General features: G+C 62.3%; 12 protein-coding genes. 8 read left to right on the top strand and 4 right to left on the bottom strand.

From position 1 onward, the window contains the following. Window positions 1-5: 5 nt before the first annotated feature. Genes AC1DFR_RS21955 through AC1DFR_RS21970 form a run of 4 tightly spaced genes read right to left on the bottom strand, consistent with a single transcriptional unit; the run spans window position 6 to window position 2,813 of the window. Window positions 6-353, bottom strand: a complete 348-nt coding sequence (locus AC1DFR_RS21955; protein WP_476872187.1) for a hypothetical protein — start codon at window positions 351-353, stop codon at window positions 6-8. After that, window positions 353-838: a phage baseplate assembly protein V gene (locus tag AC1DFR_RS21960; RefSeq protein ID WP_476872186.1), complete on the bottom strand. Its 486-nt coding sequence runs from the start codon at window positions 836-838 to the stop codon at window positions 353-355. The genes AC1DFR_RS21955 and AC1DFR_RS21960 overlap by 1 nt, the downstream gene beginning before the upstream one ends. Beyond that, on the bottom strand, window positions 835-1,980 hold the full coding sequence (locus tag AC1DFR_RS21965; RefSeq protein WP_476872185.1) for a hypothetical protein: 1,146 nt from the start codon (window positions 1,978-1,980) through the stop codon (window positions 835-837). Before AC1DFR_RS21965 ends, AC1DFR_RS21960 begins: the two co-directional genes overlap by 4 nt. An 8-nt stretch (window positions 1,981-1,988) precedes the next feature. Further along, entirely contained in the window at window positions 1,989-2,813 is an 825-nt protein-coding gene (locus AC1DFR_RS21970) for an SLOG cluster 4 domain-containing protein (protein WP_476872184.1), read from the bottom strand. A gap of 554 nt (window positions 2,814-3,367) precedes the next feature. Here AC1DFR_RS21970 and AC1DFR_RS21975 point away from each other — a divergent pair. From AC1DFR_RS21975 to AC1DFR_RS22010, 8 genes are all read left to right on the top strand, one after another. Continuing rightward, on the top strand, window positions 3,368-4,051 hold the full coding sequence (locus AC1DFR_RS21975; protein WP_476872183.1) for a hypothetical protein: 684 nt from the start codon (window positions 3,368-3,370) through the stop codon (window positions 4,049-4,051). Window positions 4,052-5,080: 1,029 nt separating this feature from the next. Continuing rightward, complete coding sequence (locus AC1DFR_RS21980; protein ID WP_476872182.1) at window positions 5,081-5,965, top strand: hypothetical protein; 885 nt, start codon at window positions 5,081-5,083, stop codon at window positions 5,963-5,965. 2 nt (window positions 5,966-5,967) lie between these two features. After that, complete coding sequence (locus tag AC1DFR_RS21985) at window positions 5,968-7,125, top strand: hypothetical protein (RefSeq protein ID WP_476872181.1); 1,158 nt, start codon at window positions 5,968-5,970, stop codon at window positions 7,123-7,125. Continuing rightward, entirely contained in the window at window positions 7,125-8,669 is a 1,545-nt protein-coding gene (locus AC1DFR_RS21990) for a hypothetical protein (protein ID WP_476872180.1), read from the top strand. Before AC1DFR_RS21985 ends, AC1DFR_RS21990 begins: the two co-directional genes overlap by 1 nt. After that, window positions 8,653-11,607: a tetratricopeptide repeat protein gene (locus tag AC1DFR_RS21995; protein ID WP_476874470.1), complete on the top strand. Its 2,955-nt coding sequence runs from the start codon at window positions 8,653-8,655 to the stop codon at window positions 11,605-11,607. Before AC1DFR_RS21990 ends, AC1DFR_RS21995 begins: the two co-directional genes overlap by 17 nt. Window positions 11,608-11,619: 12 nt before the next feature. Beyond that, entirely contained in the window at window positions 11,620-12,942 is a 1,323-nt protein-coding gene (locus AC1DFR_RS22000) for a hypothetical protein (protein ID WP_476872178.1), read from the top strand. A gap of 5 nt (window positions 12,943-12,947) precedes the next feature. Then, the gene (locus AC1DFR_RS22005; protein ID WP_476874471.1) at window positions 12,948-14,825 is read left to right on the top strand and encodes a caspase family protein; all 1,878 of its coding nucleotides are present in this window, start codon (window positions 12,948-12,950) and stop codon (window positions 14,823-14,825) included. 2,907 nt (window positions 14,826-17,732) lie between these two features. Then, window positions 17,733-18,164 (top strand): hypothetical protein, encoded by a 432-nt coding sequence (locus AC1DFR_RS22010; RefSeq protein ID WP_476872176.1) that lies wholly within the window; start codon window positions 17,733-17,735, stop codon window positions 18,162-18,164. Window positions 18,165-18,379: the final 215 nt, after the last annotated feature.

Here is an 18,379-nt window from a genome sequence, read left to right on the forward strand (position 1 = left end):
GTCACTTATATCCCCCGCACCCGGATCTGCGTCGTCGCAATGAGGGGTGTGCCCTGCGGGATCTGTTCGGCGCTCAGGCAACTGCCCGAACTGCTCTGGAGCAGAACCGCCTGCCCCATCACCTTGACGCGCGTGGCCGGCGCCTGCCACATCACCCGGACGCAGGGCTGGGGTTTCATCCCCGCGCCCACCGGCACCTGGAACGGGCACCCGGCCACCGTTGTCTGGTCGGTTACCAGAGCCAGGGGCATGCCGCCGACCTTGACGCGTTGATTCGACGGCGCGATGGTTGCCTGTCCCGCGGCATGCGTGCACTTGATTGTCGCACCTACATGGACCAAAAAGCCCGGCATTACATCACCTCCAGTGCCCCACCGTTGATCTTGACCTTCGGACCTTGCATGCTGATGGTGCCGCCCGCGCCGTCGGTAATCTCCAGCGCCGTGGCGCTCATAGTGATCTTCATCCCGTTCTTGGTCTCGATCGTGATTCCGCCTGCGCCCGGCAGATCGTTCAACGTCAGCGTGCAAGTCTCCGTCTTGAGCGTGATGATTTGCGGCACCGGGGGTACGGCCGGTGCCTCACCGATACCCCAGAAGCAGCCGCTCCAGATGGGGCGTTCCGGGTCGCCCCCCTCGTACTCCACCCACACATTGGCGCCCTTCGGGGGAATGGCCCAGAAGCCGACGCCGTTGCCCGCGTAGGGCGAACAGGGCATAGCCCAGTTCAACGTGCCCGCGCCGGTCACGGCAGGCACTGATACGGTGACACGACCCTGCATCTGCGGGTCAATGTTGTTCTCCACTTTGCCGCGGTACTTGCCGAAGTACTGGGTCATGGGACCACCACCGGTGTCAACGCCCCTGTGCCTTCTCGAGTCAGGCTGAAGCGCTGTTTGTACTGCCCCTTGCTGATCGAATGGCTCACGCTCTTGACGTAGTACAGGCCATCGTAAGTGAAACCGGCGCCGCGCAACCCGACCACGCCGCGCGGCTTGAGGACCCCTCCGTAGCGCAGGGCATCCAGTTCTCCCTGGGCTGTCACCACGCTGTCCACCGACTTGTCCGTGATGCCTTGTGCCCGCGCATACGCCTGCACCACGTTCAGCCCTGAGTTGGGCTCAAGCAGGCTGGTCCGCACGTTCGGCAGCTGGAAGGGCAGCGCGGGCTTGGCCGAGAGCGGCGGCACGCGGGTGCTGGCAAAGGTCCTCACGGGAACCTGTTGGTTCGTCAGCTGGTCCTGCACCATGTCATTCACGACGGTCGGAGCAAGACCGTTATACGTGAAGTTGATCGATTCCACGTTCGTCTCCGGCCCCACACTGACTGACAGTGCGCGCTGGGGCACGGCCGAGCGTGCGGGCGGCCCCCAATACGCGAAGTTCATGCCGGGCAGCGGCCCCGGTTCGACAAAAAAAACCCAACCAAAGCGTTGCCCGATGTCCTTGAGCACTTCCAGGTCTGTGCCCTGGTGTACCGGCGTGCGCTGGGTTGGGACAGGTTGGTCGATGCAGGGAGGCGGTATGACCATCGGCAACAGGCCGTATTGCGCGTACGAACCGATAATCATGAGCGCGATCAGCGGCTCGCTCATGGCCGGATACTGGGCCCGTTTCTTCTCCAAGTCCATCATGACGCTGACGTCCTCGCCGGTCAGAGTCAGGGTCGCACCGCCCGGCTGGTTTCCCGGCGAGAACTGCTGGTTCGTGATGATGCCGTCCGTCAGCACCTGCGGGACCGGACCGAAGAGCACGGTCAAGATGACGCGATTGAACGGTTGTAACAGCGGGTTGAGCAGCAGGCGGTAATCCAGCAGATCTGTCGGTCCCGCGCGTCCCACCTGCAGGACGATCTGGAAGCCGGACCGGCCCTCATCGTTGTGCGTGACCGACACGCTCTGGACCGCCTCCGCAATGTCGGGCGTAGCCGGGATCGGGACGGTCGGCCCGATCAATAAGGAGAGGTTTACCCCCAATAGCATCGCTTATCCTAAGGGTCAGGGCTTGATTCCACCGGACTCGGAGCCCCCGAGGGCGGAGTCGGTCGGGAAGGCTCATCCTGCGGCGGTGACCATGTCCGCGGTGGCACCGTCTCCAGCCATGTGAGGTAACCTGCCTTGACCCTGTCGTGCCCTGGGATGTCCGGAAAGCTGCCTGGTAGTGGGCCACCTAGCCGAAGCTTCGACGTCAGCCAGTTCAATATGGTTTCTGCAGGCTCATTTGATTCGAAGTACGCATAGGCACCCATATTGAGAAGTCCCTCGGTGATAGTAGCTTCTTCTATCAGGTGGCCCTCTAGGGCGTGTGCACCCCTATTCTTGAAAGTCTTGACCGCTGCAGTGGTAAGAGTGGCAAGCGCCTTGGGTCTATCATCATCAAGATCGAATACATTTCTCCAGCCCCCACCCACCAAGGCAACGGGGCGTTTTTCGAGCAGACAGGCAGTTATTTCTGACATTGTTCCCTCGCCCCCTTTCAACGCTATTGCGGCGTCAGCCAGCCATGCTTCCAGGTAATTGCGCTGATGATTGAGCGTGCTTTTGATGGCGTATCCCCTTCCTTCGGCACCGCCTTCGGCCAGGGACCCCCGGGTTCGATCAACGCCCACCCAGCATCCGGAGTCAAGAGTCAGGGCCCCTCGAATAGCGCGGTTTTTAACTGGCTCTTCGGCGGGTCCGGTTCCGCCGGTCAGGAGTATCGCATCATACGCTGAGACGGCACGCCCCAGACTTTCAGCTCGTTGGAGTGTTTGCTTTGAATTACCGCCGCTACTGCCGAACAGGGCGATAACCGGCCGCGTTCGAGGACCATCCATTTTTCTGACCTAACTCAACAGTTTGCAAAATCGTGGAGCGGTGCCTCGTAAGTGGCTTGTTGCTACCATGGTCGAGTGGTTCTGGGTCATGGGCCCCGAAAGGGGGACTCGCCCTGCAACTCGGGTTAGCATCGCCCCCGGCCTTTCGACTCTGACCCTAAGTCGCTTCTACAAGTTCTCAGATGCGCTCCGGGTGTCGGGCCGATGGTGTCCAACCCATCTCTTTCAAAACTATGTTGCTCTGCCCACCATGCCCCCATCAACTCGTAGTTTTACTGCTCTGATCGCCATCTAAGTCGCGATGCCGTTACTACAGCGTTACTGTGCTTGTGTAATAAGTCTTTGAACCTTCACCCGGCGGGGCCGGGTGGATGAGAGTGCGACGGCTCATGAAGGACTTTAGGAAGATGGCGGACGAATACGCTGGAAGGCGGAGGACGCTGTCATGTGGATGACATCCCCGACGACATGGTTCGCGGATGATGCCGCCCTGTCGACAACTTTGGGGAATGTGTCCGGATCATGGCCACGTTCGAAGACGACGTCGGAGGGACGTGGTGAACGAAGTGCGTCGCGCGGGGTCACCCATGGTCTGGAACCCGAAGTCGAAGAAGCATTTGTACTTCTACTCCGAATCCCTGAAAATGAACTTTCCAGTCTCCCGACTTGACTGGTCCGGCTGGTACCGGGCATTGAGGGCCGGCTCCCCGCACGTGGATAACGAGGACCTGCTTGCCGCGTTGCTCACGAATGCGGCAATGGAGACTCGCTTCCCTAAAGACCACTGGTTCGACACGCCCTGGTATGAAAGAGAGAACTACAGCGCCGGATCCGTCATGACGGCCGGCTGGGTCCCTCCGGTCCGCCGACCGACAGGACACGTCCCGGACAAGCAGCCCGTCGCAGAGGAACTCCAATCCCAGTCCAGGCCCACAGCGGTGAAGGGCCTTAAAGACCCGGACGAGTCGGGCAGATGGTATGCGGACGTCTCAAAGACGAACCCACGACTCCATGACCTGCATCTGCTCGGCGAATTGATCCACGCGATCTCCTATGCGGCACATAAAGCCGGCATGCCCGAACCCAAACAAGACCGCGACCTCGTCCAAGCCATCATTAGCGCCGGATGGACGCCGCCGGCCGCGGAACCCCAGAACCGGGAGTGGACCAATCACTCCCGTGAAGGTGGGGCGCCCACCCAACCGACGTCGTGGCGGCTGCCCACCGTAAGTCATTGACGACAGTCTTGACCGCAGCCATCGGACAGCAGGAAAACGGCGTAAGTCCTGGCGCCTCTGGGCGACAACGCGTGATGCACCTGGAGTATTGGACCGACGATCGCGGCCCCGACACTTTGGTGATCCCGATCCTGGCATTCTTGGCTTCCGCGATGAGCGGGTGCGAGGAAGGCGCCTTGTCATGGGCCCGGCCTAGCCCTCGGCGGTTCACAGCATTCCCCCTCGTCTGAGGGGGTTTTTGCTTTAACGTGTGTACATTCACCCTGGTTGGGTCCCTCTGACGTTGTTTCCTCGGCTTGGCCTGGCTGTGGCTGCCGCGGTGGCCTGTGAAGTTGTGGGGGTGGCGGGGTCAGCGCCTTGGCTGGTGTGCCCTCCGCCAGCTGCGATGTGGGGTCATCCGGGTCCTTTCTGGCCTGTTCTGGTGGCCGTGGTTGGCTCTGTACCTCTTCATGCCGCGGTGTCCTGTTGACGACATGACCTGCGCGAAGTTTCTGGAAGATCTTTTCTCCGCATTCCCTGTTTACTGTGGGTCTGGGGGAGAGATCGGGGCCCCTTGTCCGGCCAAAGATAGCGTGGACTTTGTCCACATCCGTGTAGACGTGATGCTGTGGAACTCCGGGGACCTTCCTTGCTTATTTCTGCTGACACCAGTTCGTGCAGCCACGTGTTCTGTGTGACATTACTTTCGGGCTGGCTCGTTGGTTTTTGCGGTCACCGGCGGCCGCCTCCTCGAGTGTCCGGGCGGGAGGTCTGGCAGGACTGTCCGGACTGTGCTCCAAGCGTCCAGGACATGGCGGTGTGCGGGCCGGGCTTTCAGTCACCCGCACAACGAACGGCACTCGCACCCGCCCAGCCAAGGAACCGGACAGCGAAGCCAGATACGCCCCAATTCAGCAGTCTCCTATTTCAGCTCGCGGCCGTGCCCGCTGCACACCTATTTGAAGCATGCGGTTAGTAACGCCGCCGTAACGGTGGGCGTGGTTGACTCTGCAAAGGAGTGAACTGGGATGTTCTCCGAAAGGATGCGCCGTGCGATCAAAACTGCTCTCCGTTCACGGGACAGGCGCCAGCGACGTGACCAAGATTATGGACCAGATAACCGAATGTGCTCAGGCGATTCTCGGATGGTCCCCAGACCAGGTTGTCTCGCTCGAATGGGGCCGGGAAGTGGAGCCAGAGGACCTCGACATCCGCACCGCATTGCCACGCGAGTACCCGACCCGTGGCATGGGTGACGAGTTGCGTGAGGCCGAGCAGGAGGCCGCTATGTGGGACCTGCTGCTCGTCGATCCGTTCGCCGAGTTGCGAATGCTTGTCGTGGCCATGGGCCAAGACGCTGAAACGGTTCGGATTAACTGGGACCTCGCTTCCGTCGAGGTCCAGGACCGCCTGGATGGGCTAGTCTTTCCATCAGAGAGCCTCGACCGCGCCGAAATGACGGCAGAGCCGACAAGGACCTCAACCACCATGATGCGCGACAGCCAAGAACTGACAGTTGCGGCGGACCGCACGGATCATCCTGACGACGCCGAGCTCGTCTTCACCACGGCACGGGCGATCTTCGCTCTGTCCCCAGCACGACGACTGCCGACCCTCGCCGGGTCGCGAGAGCAGCCAGGTCCCGCCAATGACGGTTCCGTTCGCGAAGAACTAGTGGGTGACGTGACCGAATTGGTGAGTCCGGGCACCCGGGGTCAGCGATATCTTGGGGAAGCTTCGCACCCCGAGCGCCATCAAAATCGCGGTGGCGAAGCCTACCGACTTCATGGGACCGCTCAGCGCGCGGACTGGGTGTGGCCGGCGGCGGGCATGATGCGCTCCATTGTGAATGAACTCCGTGCTCAGTGCGGCGTCCTGCACGCGGGGCGTCAGACATTACGATTCGTTGGTTGGCGGATGTTGGCGGGGACGTGATCATGGACGTGGATATCTCGAGACGTGCCGTGATCCAGCGTGGTGTCCAGGCAAGAGGAGACCTGCAGCAACTGACAATTCTGATGGCAGACCAAGTTGTGACGGAAGCTGCTCCAAACGCTGTGTTGCGGACGGCTGGTCGCGCCATCCGCGCCAGAGATGACGCGTTGGTTGGCATGCTGGACAACGCAGTCGCCGTCTCCACCGCCGAGTTGTGGATGCGGATGAGAGAACACCAGGCTGACGTCGACGCCTTGGCTTTGGAATGTCTCACACTCGCTGCGGGAGCAATTCTGCGGGATCGGGGCGCCGATGGGGGTCTGTGCGCGGTGGCGGACCATCTCCTCGCGGAAGTCACCGATGGCCTGCCCGTGGACTGGCGGGCTCTCACTGTTCCAGGATCCGAGGATAGGACGTCCTACCGCACGGGAGTGATCGGCCTGAGATGCTCCGCGCGCGGGTTCTGGTCGCTACCGGTGGCGCTCCACGAGATGGGTCACGTGATTGCGCAGACGCTCGACACCAGCGGCGCCGGGAAGCCGAGTCACAATCCCGTGCGGGCAGTGCTGGTAGAAGGCGGCAGCCCCCGCCAGCGTGAGGAACTTTTCGCCGATTTCTTCGCGACTTGCGCGATCGGGCCGGCGTACGGCGGGGCGCTTGTCTTGAGCAGGTTCGACCCGAAGGAAGCGAGAACCGAGATCGTGTTCGAGGACGGCAGATCATCGACTGCCACGCATCCGTCAGTGGACAAGCGGATCCATCTGGTCCTCGAGACACTTCGCCGGATGGATGAGCGAGCCGGAAAGTTCCAGCATCCCTACCGCGCCGAAACCGAGGCGCTGCGTTCGGCCTGGTTCTCGCAGGCCTCGAGCGTGGGAGTCATGGTGGAGGTCGACAAGACGTCGGTCATACGGCTCGACGCCTTGGTGAGCCGCTTTTGGAAGATCGGCACGGGGCCTCTGAAGCCTGCCCTTTACGGCAAACCGATCGGTGACGCCCTTGAGCGCTACTTGCTCGAGGAAGCTCACGTGCCGCCAGCCTCGACGACCGTTCGCGACGTCGTCGGCACGGCATGGCGGCTCCGTCTGGAAGGCAACGAGCCCGCGATCCTCGAGAAGCAGGCGCTTGCCCTCATCAAGCGCGTAGTCAAGGAGGGGTAATGGACCCGTCGGTCGATGTCGGTGACGAAGGAGATGTGGTTCTTCGAATGAGATTGGAGACCATCCGGACCAACCTCGAACAAGTGGATAAAGCCAAAGACTTCGTAGCAGGGCGGCGCTCGGACATCCACCGCCTGACCATGCTCTTCGAGCGCGACGACGATTTCAGGGCGAGTATCAGGGATGTAATCAGGACACGTCTCGACACCGCGCTCAGCAACGCCAAAACCATCAATCCACAAGGAGAGATGCAAGGGGGCAACCTCAAGCAGGTGGTGGAAAGTGTCAAGGAAGCGCTTGCCATGATCCATCGGATCGAGAAGCAGGCGGCGAGCACCGCGAAGATTGCTCGCGCCATGCGAACGCGATGGTCGTCCTTTGCCGCTGAGTCATTCGACCGCCATGTCGACCAGAGCTTCCACGACGAGGCGGTTGCCCTCATAAAGACGATCGACGGCATCGACCATACAGTACCGGGCAAAGCGTGGGAGACCTATCGCGATTTGATTCGTGACCAGAGCGACGCGCTTTTCTCGGAGTATGTGGAGTTCCTTGGCGGCCTCGCCCTCAGGGACACAGGCCTTGGCGGGTTGCCTCCTTCTCCTCTACACGAGGGGGAGGACGAGGCGGAGGACGAGGCGGAGGACGAGGCGGAGGACGAGGCGGAATACAACCGCGACGTCTGCGTCATGGCCGATGAACTCATTCGCCAGATCTACTACATCGGCAGCAACGATCTGTGGCACTCGATGGCCGTTCCGGGTCGTGCAGGCGCCACGGTAAGGTCCGTCTCGCGCATGATCCGCCTGGGGTTTCCCGACTGGACCGTCTGGGCGGTGCCGTTGGCGGCGTATCAGTTCGGATTGGTCGTGGTGGACGAGAACGATCTCGTCGCCAAGTACCCTGGACTGCCCGGGGTGTCGGCTGGCGAGTTGCGAGTTGTGCTGGCAGACGCGTTCGCTACCTTCACTGCGGGGCCGGCGTATGCACTTGCCAGCATGTTCACCAAGCTGGAGCCCGTGCCGGCGTCGATCGCCAATCTGCCAGACAGCCTCTCCGACAGTGAGCGGGTGCGCATGATCCTTTCGACGCTGGCGTTCATGGATGAAGGCGCCATCCTCGAGGAATTCATCGGTTCCCTCCGTAACCAGTGGGAGGCATCGATTCAGCACAACGGCGTCGGAAGCGAACCGCGGCCTGCTAAGGGCGAGCGCGTGACGGCGTGGTCCGATTACATGAACCAGTTCCTCGGGTCCAAGGGAGGTAAAATCCGCTTCGATGCGCGCAGGTGGCATGCAGCGATGGAATGGCCGTCCCTGACGGATCGGGAGACGTTGGACTTGGCGCTGTCAAAGGTTTCCCCGGAGCAGCAGACGGTTCGCGACGTGCTGAATGCCGCGTGGTACCAGCGCTTCACGTCGCAAGGCAGCTCCCGCGACCTTGCCATCGCCGCGCTCGGCTTCTGGAGGCGCAGCTCGGGGCGAGGGTTGACGCCGAGGGGTCCCACGAACCGGGAGGAAAAACGAGATGAACGTACCCGATGACAGCACCCCCAGAAAGGGCGCCAAGTTGCGCTCCACCACGATGCGGCCCCGCATCTGGTCGTCGGCGGTCGAAGCGACGCGGCTGCGGTTGGACCTTGAGCGCGCGCGGACCGATGCCGAGGCAGGACGCAGTAAGGCTGCCGAGTCGGCCGTGGACACGATCCTCGTCGATATCGATCGGCTGCGGAGGTCGAGACCACTCGGGCGCGAGGAGACGGATGACCTCAGCGTCATCGAGGCCTCCGCTCTGAGCCTGCGCGCGCAACTCCTCGACTCGTCCGGCCGATCCACGGCTGACCAGGCCGGTCTGCTGGAGCGAGCTCTCGGCGTGTTCAAATTGGTCACCGGCTCGCGGGACGTCGCCACGTACGCATGGGCGGACTACGGCGCTGTGCTGGACATCCTCGGGAGGACGGCGGATGCGGAGCGAGCGTTGAAGCGGGCGGTGGAGCAGGGCGACGCGTCCCACGAGGCGCATCATCGTCTGGCTCGCATCATGCTGAACAGCGACCGGCCCGAGGAGGCGGAGTCGATCCTGCGTGAGATCGTCAGTGCCGACGGGAATGGCGACGATCCCACCACCATGCGCCTACTCGGAGACAGCTTGTGGGCCCGCGGAGATCCGCGTGCTTACGAGGCCTACCTGGCCGCGGCTCGCACACTCCTGGCGGTCGGTCGACTAGACGAAGCGGTGGAGGTTGCGACCTCGGCTAAGGAAGCGGGGCCCGCGAGGGTCGACGCGCAGCTGGTCCTGGTGGACGCTTTGCGCCTGCTGGGCGACAACGTGAGCGCGCTCAAAGTCATCGACGACGTGCTACTGCTGACGCCCGCCAATCCGAGGGCCCTCGGGGCCAAGGCGGACATCCTGCGCATCAGCGGCGAGTACGAGCGCGCGGTCGAGGCGCTGGACGCCATATTGGCGCACTTCCCAGACGATGTCTTTGCCATGGGCATGAAGGCGGACGTCTTGCGCGCCCGAGGTGACTTCGACGAGGCCTTGCCGCTGCTGGACAGAGCGGTTGAGCGGGGGCCCGTCGATGCGTGGAACCTCGGCACACGCGGCCAGGTGCTTCGGGCACTCGGGCGGACGGCAGATGCGCGGGCCGACCTTCTCCGCGCCCTCGAGCTCTCCGACGAGATGCCGTGGGTGATGGCGGAGCTGGCCGCTTTGGAGTTCGAGGCTGGCGACCATGTCGCAGCCCGGGAACAGGCGACGGCCGCGCTGAATCGCGAGCCGACACATCCGATCGCTCTCGCGGTCACGGGATACGTGTACCAGCAGAGTGGGGATTTCCCGGCGGCGGAGTCCACCTTCGAGGAGCTCGTTCGGTTGGCGCCCGAATGGCCGGATGCCTGGAGAGGCCTGGCCGCTGTCCAGGACGAGATGGATCGGCCCGCAGCGGCACTGCAATCTGTGCAGCGCGCCCTGGAGCTGGATCCCGCCGACGAGGAAACGGTGAAACTCGGCGTTGACCTGCTGTTGCGGAACGGCAAGAACGACGCTGCACTCGAACTGGTCGACGCGTTCCGCAAACGAGAAGACCCGCCGGCGTGGGTGATGGTGGCACGGGCCGCTGCCCTTCGGCAGGCAGGGGAGTTTGATGCAGCGCTGGCCGAGTTGCGCGGGGACTTGGAAGCCCATCCCGGCATTCCAGACCTACACTGGGAGCTCGCACGAACGCTGGGCGCGCAAGGGTCGGGGGAGGACGCGCTGGAAGCGTATAGCGCCGCGCTTCACCTCGACAGCGGCGCCATTGCACTCCGTAGGGAGCTGGCCGATCTTGAGTTCCGTCTCGGTCGTTACGATGAGGCCGCTCGTACGTTGGATTTCGCTGACATAGAACCCGTCGGGGCAGGGACCGTCGACGATCTCATCCGGCGCGGCGAGTCACTGCGACTGGCAGGCAATCCGACGGAGGCGCGGGACTGTCTTCTGCGCGCGCTCGAACTGGACACACGCGAGGTCCGAGCGATGACCGGCCTGCTGTACGTCTACCTTGATCTGGGCAAGCCAGCGCGAGCGAGAATTTATGCAGATCGTGTGCTTACGTCGGGGGAGCGCGAACCTGCTCTGCTGGCCGACGTCGCGCTAGTCGACGCCGCCGAGAAGAAATACGACGCAGCACTGGACCGGACGGCCATGGCCATGGACCTGGCCCTCGACCTCGGGTTGGAGGACGGGTGGGTGCGGTTCGTCCGCGGCCAGACCCTCAACAAAGTCGGGCAGTGGGCCGACGCAGCGGAGGTCCTCCGACCGCTCCAGGACTCGAATCCGTCCGCCGACACGCTGTTCGAATTCGGCTGGGCACTAGAGAACGCCGTCCTCGTCGACATCGCCGAACGGATTCCGGGTGAGCCGCCCCGTCTCGACGAAAGTGCCCGGACGCGCCTCAGGGAGGCCCAGAAAGCTTACGACGGGGCGTGGCGCCAGGAGCCGAAGAACTCGTGGCATCGGCGGGGTTTGGCGGATACCCTCCGGCTCCTAGGCGAGGACCTATTAGCTCGCGAACACTTCGAAGCCATTATCAGGCAGTTGAGCTCCGAGTCGGTCTACGGTGCGGATGACCTTGGTCTTCTGGCGTGGTGTCACTACTCGCTGGGGAATCCTTCCGCCGCCGTCCCGCTCTACATCAACGCGGTCTCCACAGACACCGCCGATACCGAGTATCTGCACTTCGACCTCGGATTGGCCCTGCTGGCTTCGAACCAGCCCGATCTGGCGGAGTCAACCTACTGGCGGGGCCTTGGCGCGCTGCACGGTTCCGAACGCCACCTGAGCCTCGCTGCGGTCCTTGTGGCCAGGAACGACCTCGCGGCTGCACAACTCCTCGAACAGATCGACTACGAGGTGAGCCGTACGGCGTTCAGGCATCTCAGCGACCGGATCCGCAAGCTTTCGAGCCCGGGTGTTCCACCAGGGGACGCCACACGACGATGAGTAGGAGTGGAAATGCCGATCGTCTACGTTCACGGTGTCGCCACGCGCGATAACAGCTCAGGCTACCGGGAGTCCTGGGAAGCGATCGAGGCGTTGCTTCGCGAATACATCGCGCCCGTCATCACTGACCGGCCGAATGATGTCGCGGTGGAGATCGCTTACTGGGGTGACCTTGCTGCATCCACGCCGCTCGGCGGGCTCGCGAGACCCCGCGGGCCGCTCCTCGGTCTGGGGGCGGGCGATAGCGATCGCGTCTCCGCGGCGTTGATGGCCGAGTTCGCCGACTCCTTCGATTCACCCTGGCTTCCATCCGGGCACCTCGCGGAATCGGACCGACTGGCACCGTCGGGGCCCGCGCAGGCGGTCGAAGCTTCGACGTTGAGCGATCTCGGTTCTGATGAACTCAGCGATCTGCTCGTCGCGGCAATGCCGGAAGATCCGACTTCGTTCGCTGGAACGCAAGTCGGCGATGCCGATGCGAGTGCGGCTGCGCAGAAGAGAGTGGCGGCCTGGACCATTGCCGCTGACGAGGTTGCGCGTGACCCCTCGACGCGCGCGGGCGTCGAGCAGTGCGAGGACCTCGACGCAGAAGTCGACTATCTCTTCGGGCTCGTCGAGGCCCGGTATCAGGGGCCAACCGATTCACTGATCGGAATGGGGGCAGGTCAAGGCTGGACATCGGCGTGGCGGCAACGCGTCTCGGAGTCCGTGAGCCGCCTCACACATGTGCCCGGCTTCGTGCTGTCACGCGCGATGGCCGAGGTCCGAGGGCCCTTGAACGATGCTGTCACCACCTTCCTCGGAGATGTCTTCGTGTACTTGGCCGGGCGCGGAACGCCGGGAGATCCCGGTCCCATCCCCGCTGCCGTGCTAGAGACGATGAGGCGCGCTGCATGTCGTCGACTGGTCCCCACCGAGCCAATGATCGTCGTCACGCACAGTATGGGTGGCCAGATCGTCTACGACCTGGCAACCAGCTTCCTCGAGCGGGAGCCTGACGCAGCACAACTTCGCATCGACTTCTGGTGCGCGACCGCATCTCAGGTGGGACTGTTCCAGGAACTTGACCTGTTCTTGACGCACTCGCCACGAAATCAGGCAGCCCCGGCTCCGTCCCGCGATCGCTTGGGCCATTGGTGGAACGTGTGGGATTACAACGACTTCCTCAGCTACAGCGCCGCTGGCATCGTGGAAGGCGTCAACGACGAGTCCTACTCGAGTGGTTTGTCTCTCTTGAGCGCCCACGGCGGCTACTTGAAGCGCCCGAGCTTTTACCGGCGTTTCGCCGAGAAGCTCCGCGCGGTGGATTGGCTCGACGGTGGTGGTTCAGAATGACGGGCGTGACCGACCCGGAAAAGCGTGGTGAAGGTCCTCGGACGCTCGCGCTGGTCATCGGCGCCAGCCGCTACGCGCACCTCGGGGGCGAGTCTGGAATTGGCCGTACTACGGACACTTATGGATTGTCTGAGCTCAGCGTTTCGGCGCTGACTGCCTACCGTTTTGCGGAGTGGCTGCGGGAGGCGTACCGAGTGTCCGGCAAACCGCTCGCACGCTGCTGGCTCCTCGCGTCACCGACCGAGGACGAGCTGCGGGCGGAGCCGGGCCTTGCCGGAGTTTTGGAACCGACCTTCCGTAACTGCGAGGATGCGATCTGGGAGTGGTACACCGCAGCCCGCGAACTTTCAGCCAAGAATGCACAGCGCAGTCGACTGGTGTTCTTCTTCAGCGGCCACGGTTTGGAACGAATGCTGGATGAGCAGCTATTGCTACCGAGTGACTACCTCCAACGCGGCTTGGTGAACCGCGCGATCAATGTCAGAGATTTGCGTCAGGCTCTGGCTGCCTGCGGCGTCTCGCAGCAGCTCTACTTGATCGACGCCTGCCGGAACGATCATCCGCGTCTGCGCGACCTTGGTGTAAGCCTCACCGGTACACAGGTGCTCAACCCACTGGACAACTCCCGGTCCAACCCGGATCTGGATGCGCCTGTGTTGTATGGAAGTTCCAGCGGGCAGCAGGCATTCGGACCACGCTCTGTCGATGACGGTCTCACCCTGTTTGGTCAAGCGCTGCTCTCAGGACTCACGGCTCCCCCTGCCGACTCGGTGGTGCATGACAGCGATGACTGCGTCATGCCAATCGACCAGCTTCAGGAGTATATGAACGCCCGGATCGCCGAACTCCTGCGCACGTATGAGAGCCCCGCAACGCAGCGAGTGATGAAGGGCGGCCAGTCGGCAGGGCGATTCGTGATGAGCGAGCTTGCATGTGACGGGTTCGCTCCAAGCAGCCCGCCGAGCGTGCGGGAATCTGAGCGACTGGGTCGAACTGCGACAGTCGAATTCGTGGACCCCACCTCGGGCCAGCTGATCGGAGCAAACGAGGGGGAAGATCCGTTTGGTGACGCTGGTATGGCTGAGATCTGGTCCGGCAAGCATCTCGGTGCGCTGGACGAGGAGTCAGGTCCGGCTCCGGAACTCACCCTTGTCCGGGTCGATCGCCGGGGAACGTCCTTGTACGACATCGTGATCCGGGTGGACAGCGACCCAATTGCAACGGTGCTGACGCTCAGCGAGGGACCTGACGGCACCGGTCGTCGATTCGACTGTCATCTTCCGTGGGTCGGTCATGGCGCGCTATTCGCCCTCCGTCTCGCCCGTGACGACAGAGGTCGGCTCGTCCATATCGAAACGGATCTCGACTTAGCGAACACGGACTCCTTGGGTCGCACGGCGGAAGCGTGGCGAACCTTCCATGAGCAGAGTGCGGTGGCTGCGTTGCCGATCCTCTCTGATGGCGAGCTGTCAGATGTCGTCACTGGAGCCTCGCCCTCTCCGCTGCCTCTCGTTGTGGCGGGGCATATTCGGTTGGCTGCTGGTCGCCGCCTCGATCCGAAGATGGTGGAGGATGCAGCGGTCGTGTACTCGAACTGGTMGGACCTTGAAGTGTTTCTGCTCGAGTCTCGGGGTCGCGAATATGCCACTTCCGTCGCTCCCACTCGGCTGTCCTCACTTGCGCTGCCTCGCACGACGGACGCAACGGCGCTGGCCTGGCGGCAGTTGCCCCATCTGCATACCTCTGGAGCCGCGGGCGACGGTGTGATCGAATTGAGGGCACGTCTGGCCGAAGTGTTGCCCAGGATGCAACCAGGAAGCCTCTTTCCGGTCATCCTGAGCCCTGTTGAGACGGTCGATCTTCTTTCCGAGCAGCAATTTTGAGCGCTGAAGCCGGGTGAGCCATTGGGTCTCGACCGATATCGCAAAGTACGTCGGCCTGCGGCTGAGGAAGGAAGAGCCGTGCGGGACCCGACCGCGATCCGCGAGCGGGCGAAGTCCAAGGTTACGGCCAGATCACTACCGATCACAAAACCAGCCCTTGTGCTTCTAGGAGCAACCATTTCGCTTCGCGTATTTGGATAATTACTTGGTCGGAACAATCGACTAATATCACCGATGACAAATATGTTGGCCCATCACTCCGTGCCTAGGGCGATGAGCGGCGGGGCGTGATTTGGTCGGACGCGAAGGCGACAGTCGCCGTCGTCGGAGATTCCCGGCGTCGGACGTCGTCGGCGATGGCCCACGGGGCCGGGAACGGGGGGAGAGCGATGGTGAGGCTGTCCTGTGCTTGGCTGCCACGGAGGATAAGTTCGGCGTTGATGCAGCTCGACTGAATAGCCGCAGGCGGGACTTCCGGGTCGTACGACATTGTGTGTGGTTGGTACTCGGCGAAGGATGGGGTCCAACGATCCAGCCGGCACGGACGGGCATGCCAATCTCTGCCAGTCCTTGCGCGAGTTCGTGGTTGATGGGACGAAAGAATTCCGGTTGTCCCGCGTTCCAGAGTGGCGTCTGCAAAGATGGCGAACACTGATGCTGTTGCGTCGCTTCCGACGTGGCTGGCGACTTGCCGGGCGTACATCTGTGCGTGGTCGGGGCTGGAGGATAGGTCTAGTCGCAGGGTGGCTCCCATCCGGCTGTTTGCAGCGTTACGCAGACCAGACTCTCTTGAGGCCTATAGCCCAGGCTGGGCCCGGTCAGGCCGATCACGTCAGCTGCTGTGTTGATGTGGAGCGTTCCCCTGGTGATCTCCTCCTGTTTTGCTTAGCCTCTGTGATTGGCCGTCTGCTTTTGTGGTGCCTTCTGGTAGAGGAGATCACCGCTGGGTATGAGCGCCCGGGTTGCGTGCAGGGACCGCCAGCAATCATTGAGTACCAGAAGGCGCCGCTCAGAAGAGTGCGCGGTCTGTTCCTTTCGGAGCCTCTGCACATAACGGACGATCATCTCTTGCCCTGGCATTTCACTCTTACTTAAGTCGCCCTCCGCCGACTTGACGGAAAGTCGCGGGCTACCACTGCCCCGATTCCGCCTGGAGCGTCAGCCGACAACAGCATGGGCATTAGGCCGTGGCCTGAAGAATCAGGAATTAGCTTACGCTCTTGCACAGGGGGGCCCGATTCCAGCCTCGGGCGCAGAGCAGCCAATGATCACGGGGCTTTTGAGCTTATTTTGCTTTAACGTGTGGACATTGACCCTGCTCGGGACCCTCTGACGCTGGTCCGGGCTGGTGCCTGGCTGCCGCTGTGGCCTGTGAAATTGTGTGGGTGGCGGGGTCAGGTGCCCTGGCTGTGGGGCCTCCGCCTGCTGGGATGTGGCGTCATTCGGGTCTCCTTTCTCGTGTTCTCGTGGGCGTGGTTGGTCTTGTACCTATTCATGCCGTGTTGATGTGGTGACGACATGACCTGATGTGAATTTCTTTGGATCTTTTCGGGCCGATTCGCTCCTTCGTGTGGGCTTTGGGGAAAGGTGGGCGGCCTTTTATCCGGCCAAAGGTGATGTGTACATTGTCCACACCGGTGTGCGTGAGGTGCCGTTGCTGGTGGTGGTTCCCTTCGTCCTTATTTCATCTCTGCTGATACGAGGTCATGCGCCCATGGAGTCGTTGTGACATGACTTTCCTGATCCCGCGGCGAGACGGCCGCCCTGGCTCGTCTACCTTGGTCGTACCAGATTCCTCTGGCGCGTCATCGGACAGCGGCATCAACGTCGACGGGCGGCCGGCGTGACTGGTCTGAACCGAAGGCGCCAGTCGCCGTCGTCGGGGATTCCCGGCGTCGGACGTCATCGGTGAAATGCCCACGCGGCGGGTCGGGGGAGGGTGACGGTGAGGCTGGCCTCTACAGGGCTGCCACGGAAAATGAGTTCCGCATTGATGCAGCTCGACTGGACAGGCTCGAGCGGGACTTCCCGGCGCAGAGGAAGCTGTGTGTGGCTGGTATTCGGCGAAGGATGAAGGCCCCACGATCCAGCCTGCACGGATTGGCATGCCGGACTCTGCCAGCTGTTGTGCGAGTTCGTGGATGATTGGACGGAGGAATTGCCGTCGTTGCGCTGTCCAGGGTGCGTCCGCGAAGACGGCGAATACTGATGATGTCGCGTCGGCGCCGCTTCCGCGGTGGCCGGCGACGCTCCGGGCGCGAATCTTGGCATGTTCCGGGCTGGAAGGCAGGTCCAGTCGCAGTGTGGCGCCCATGCAGAACGGGCGCACCGGATGGCAACGGCCTCCGCGGTGCAGACGATTGTGGACATTCCGTGCCAACGACTTCGGAAAATGGCGCTGACGCCGAGGTGGCCTGAGCCCTTTGGTCAATTGGTCGTAACGCCGGAGTAACGCTGCTGATGGACGATAGCGTTGTGCACCCCTAGACCGTGAAAGGGCCGAACGAAAATCGTCCAAATCGACTGGAGTCCCTGCCAGGATTCAGCAGATTTCGCGGAGAGAACCTATGGAACCCAATTGGCCCTCGAGCAAGGAGAAGCTGGTCAGAGACAATCACGACTTCGACATGCTCGCACCGGAGGAAGCTTCGGGCGACGTATTTTGCCTCTCAGGACCAGGCGCACCGGTCGCTCTTGATCGTCCTAGACCATGCCCCAACCCTGATGCCACCGGATCCCGGGGAAATCCTCCGCACCTATGGAAGGAGCGTCCCGCTTCAGCTCTCGAGATAGGATCCCCGTCTGCGCCTGGATTCCGGAAAAGCACATCGTACGACTGTCAGCGGACTGATCGGCGCCGGCATGCATGACGTGACAGTTCACAAGTTCGCGCAGTGGGATGATCTGGTGACAGCCGATCTCGGACTGGTCGCGGACCCGCTGATATACCGGATGGGGCAGTCCTTCCTCGGGAGCGAGCAGACCGCCGGCACCGAGAGCGAAAGTCGCTGGAAAGCGACCAATCAGGATCATACCTCGCTTATCACTTTTCTAGACATGATCGTACTGTACGACCGGCTCCCGGCATTCACCTATTCGGATTCTTTCCCGGATCCCGGCCCGCTTGAGAGCCTGCAAACCGCCCTGAACGAGTACGGTTCGAAAGTTCTCTACCACATCGATGTCGAACACGACGTGTACCGCCAAGTCAAAGCTTCCGCGCGTGGGCGGCTTGAACGACTCCTGACAAGTGGTCCGTTCATTTCATCTGTTGCCGCCTCATCAACTCTCGCTACATCGACCGCAATCCGATACGCGTGGGAGCCCACGGCGAGGTAGTGAACATGGCACGGCAAAAAAACGAAGCCCGATTCAGGGCATACCTTGCCCTAGGAATAGTGGGAGGGGACTGCTGAAGGTTTGATTGACACTTTGCCTGTGAGGATTTGATCCTTGCGGGTGGAAGGATGTTCATCATGCCCAAAGCCTTTCCCGAAGAGTTCCGCCGCGATGTCGTCGCGGTTGCCCGCAAGGGCGAAGCGCCCATCACGCAG

The organism is Arthrobacter sp. 05T410, from assembly GCF_056396505.1.

Coding starts and splice junctions, on each gene's coding strand:
- AC1DFR_RS21955 (WP_476872187.1), bottom strand. CDS start 353: ATGCCGGGCTTTTTGGTCCATGTAGGTGCGACAATCAAGTGCACGCAT.
- AC1DFR_RS21960 (WP_476872186.1), bottom strand. CDS start 838: ATGACCCAGTACTTCGGCAAGTACCGCGGCAAAGTGGAGAACAACATT.
- AC1DFR_RS21965 (WP_476872185.1), bottom strand. CDS start 1,980: ATGCTATTGGGGGTAAACCTCTCCTTATTGATCGGGCCGACCGTCCCG.
- AC1DFR_RS21970 (WP_476872184.1), bottom strand. CDS start 2,813: ATGGATGGTCCTCGAACGCGGCCGGTTATCGCCCTGTTCGGCAGTAGC.
- AC1DFR_RS21985 (WP_476872181.1), top strand. CDS start 5,968: ATGGACGTGGATATCTCGAGACGTGCCGTGATCCAGCGTGGTGTCCAG.
- AC1DFR_RS21990 (WP_476872180.1), top strand. CDS start 7,125: ATGGACCCGTCGGTCGATGTCGGTGACGAAGGAGATGTGGTTCTTCGA.
- AC1DFR_RS21995 (WP_476874470.1), top strand. CDS start 8,653: ATGAACGTACCCGATGACAGCACCCCCAGAAAGGGCGCCAAGTTGCGC.
- AC1DFR_RS22000 (WP_476872178.1), top strand. CDS start 11,620: ATGCCGATCGTCTACGTTCACGGTGTCGCCACGCGCGATAACAGCTCA.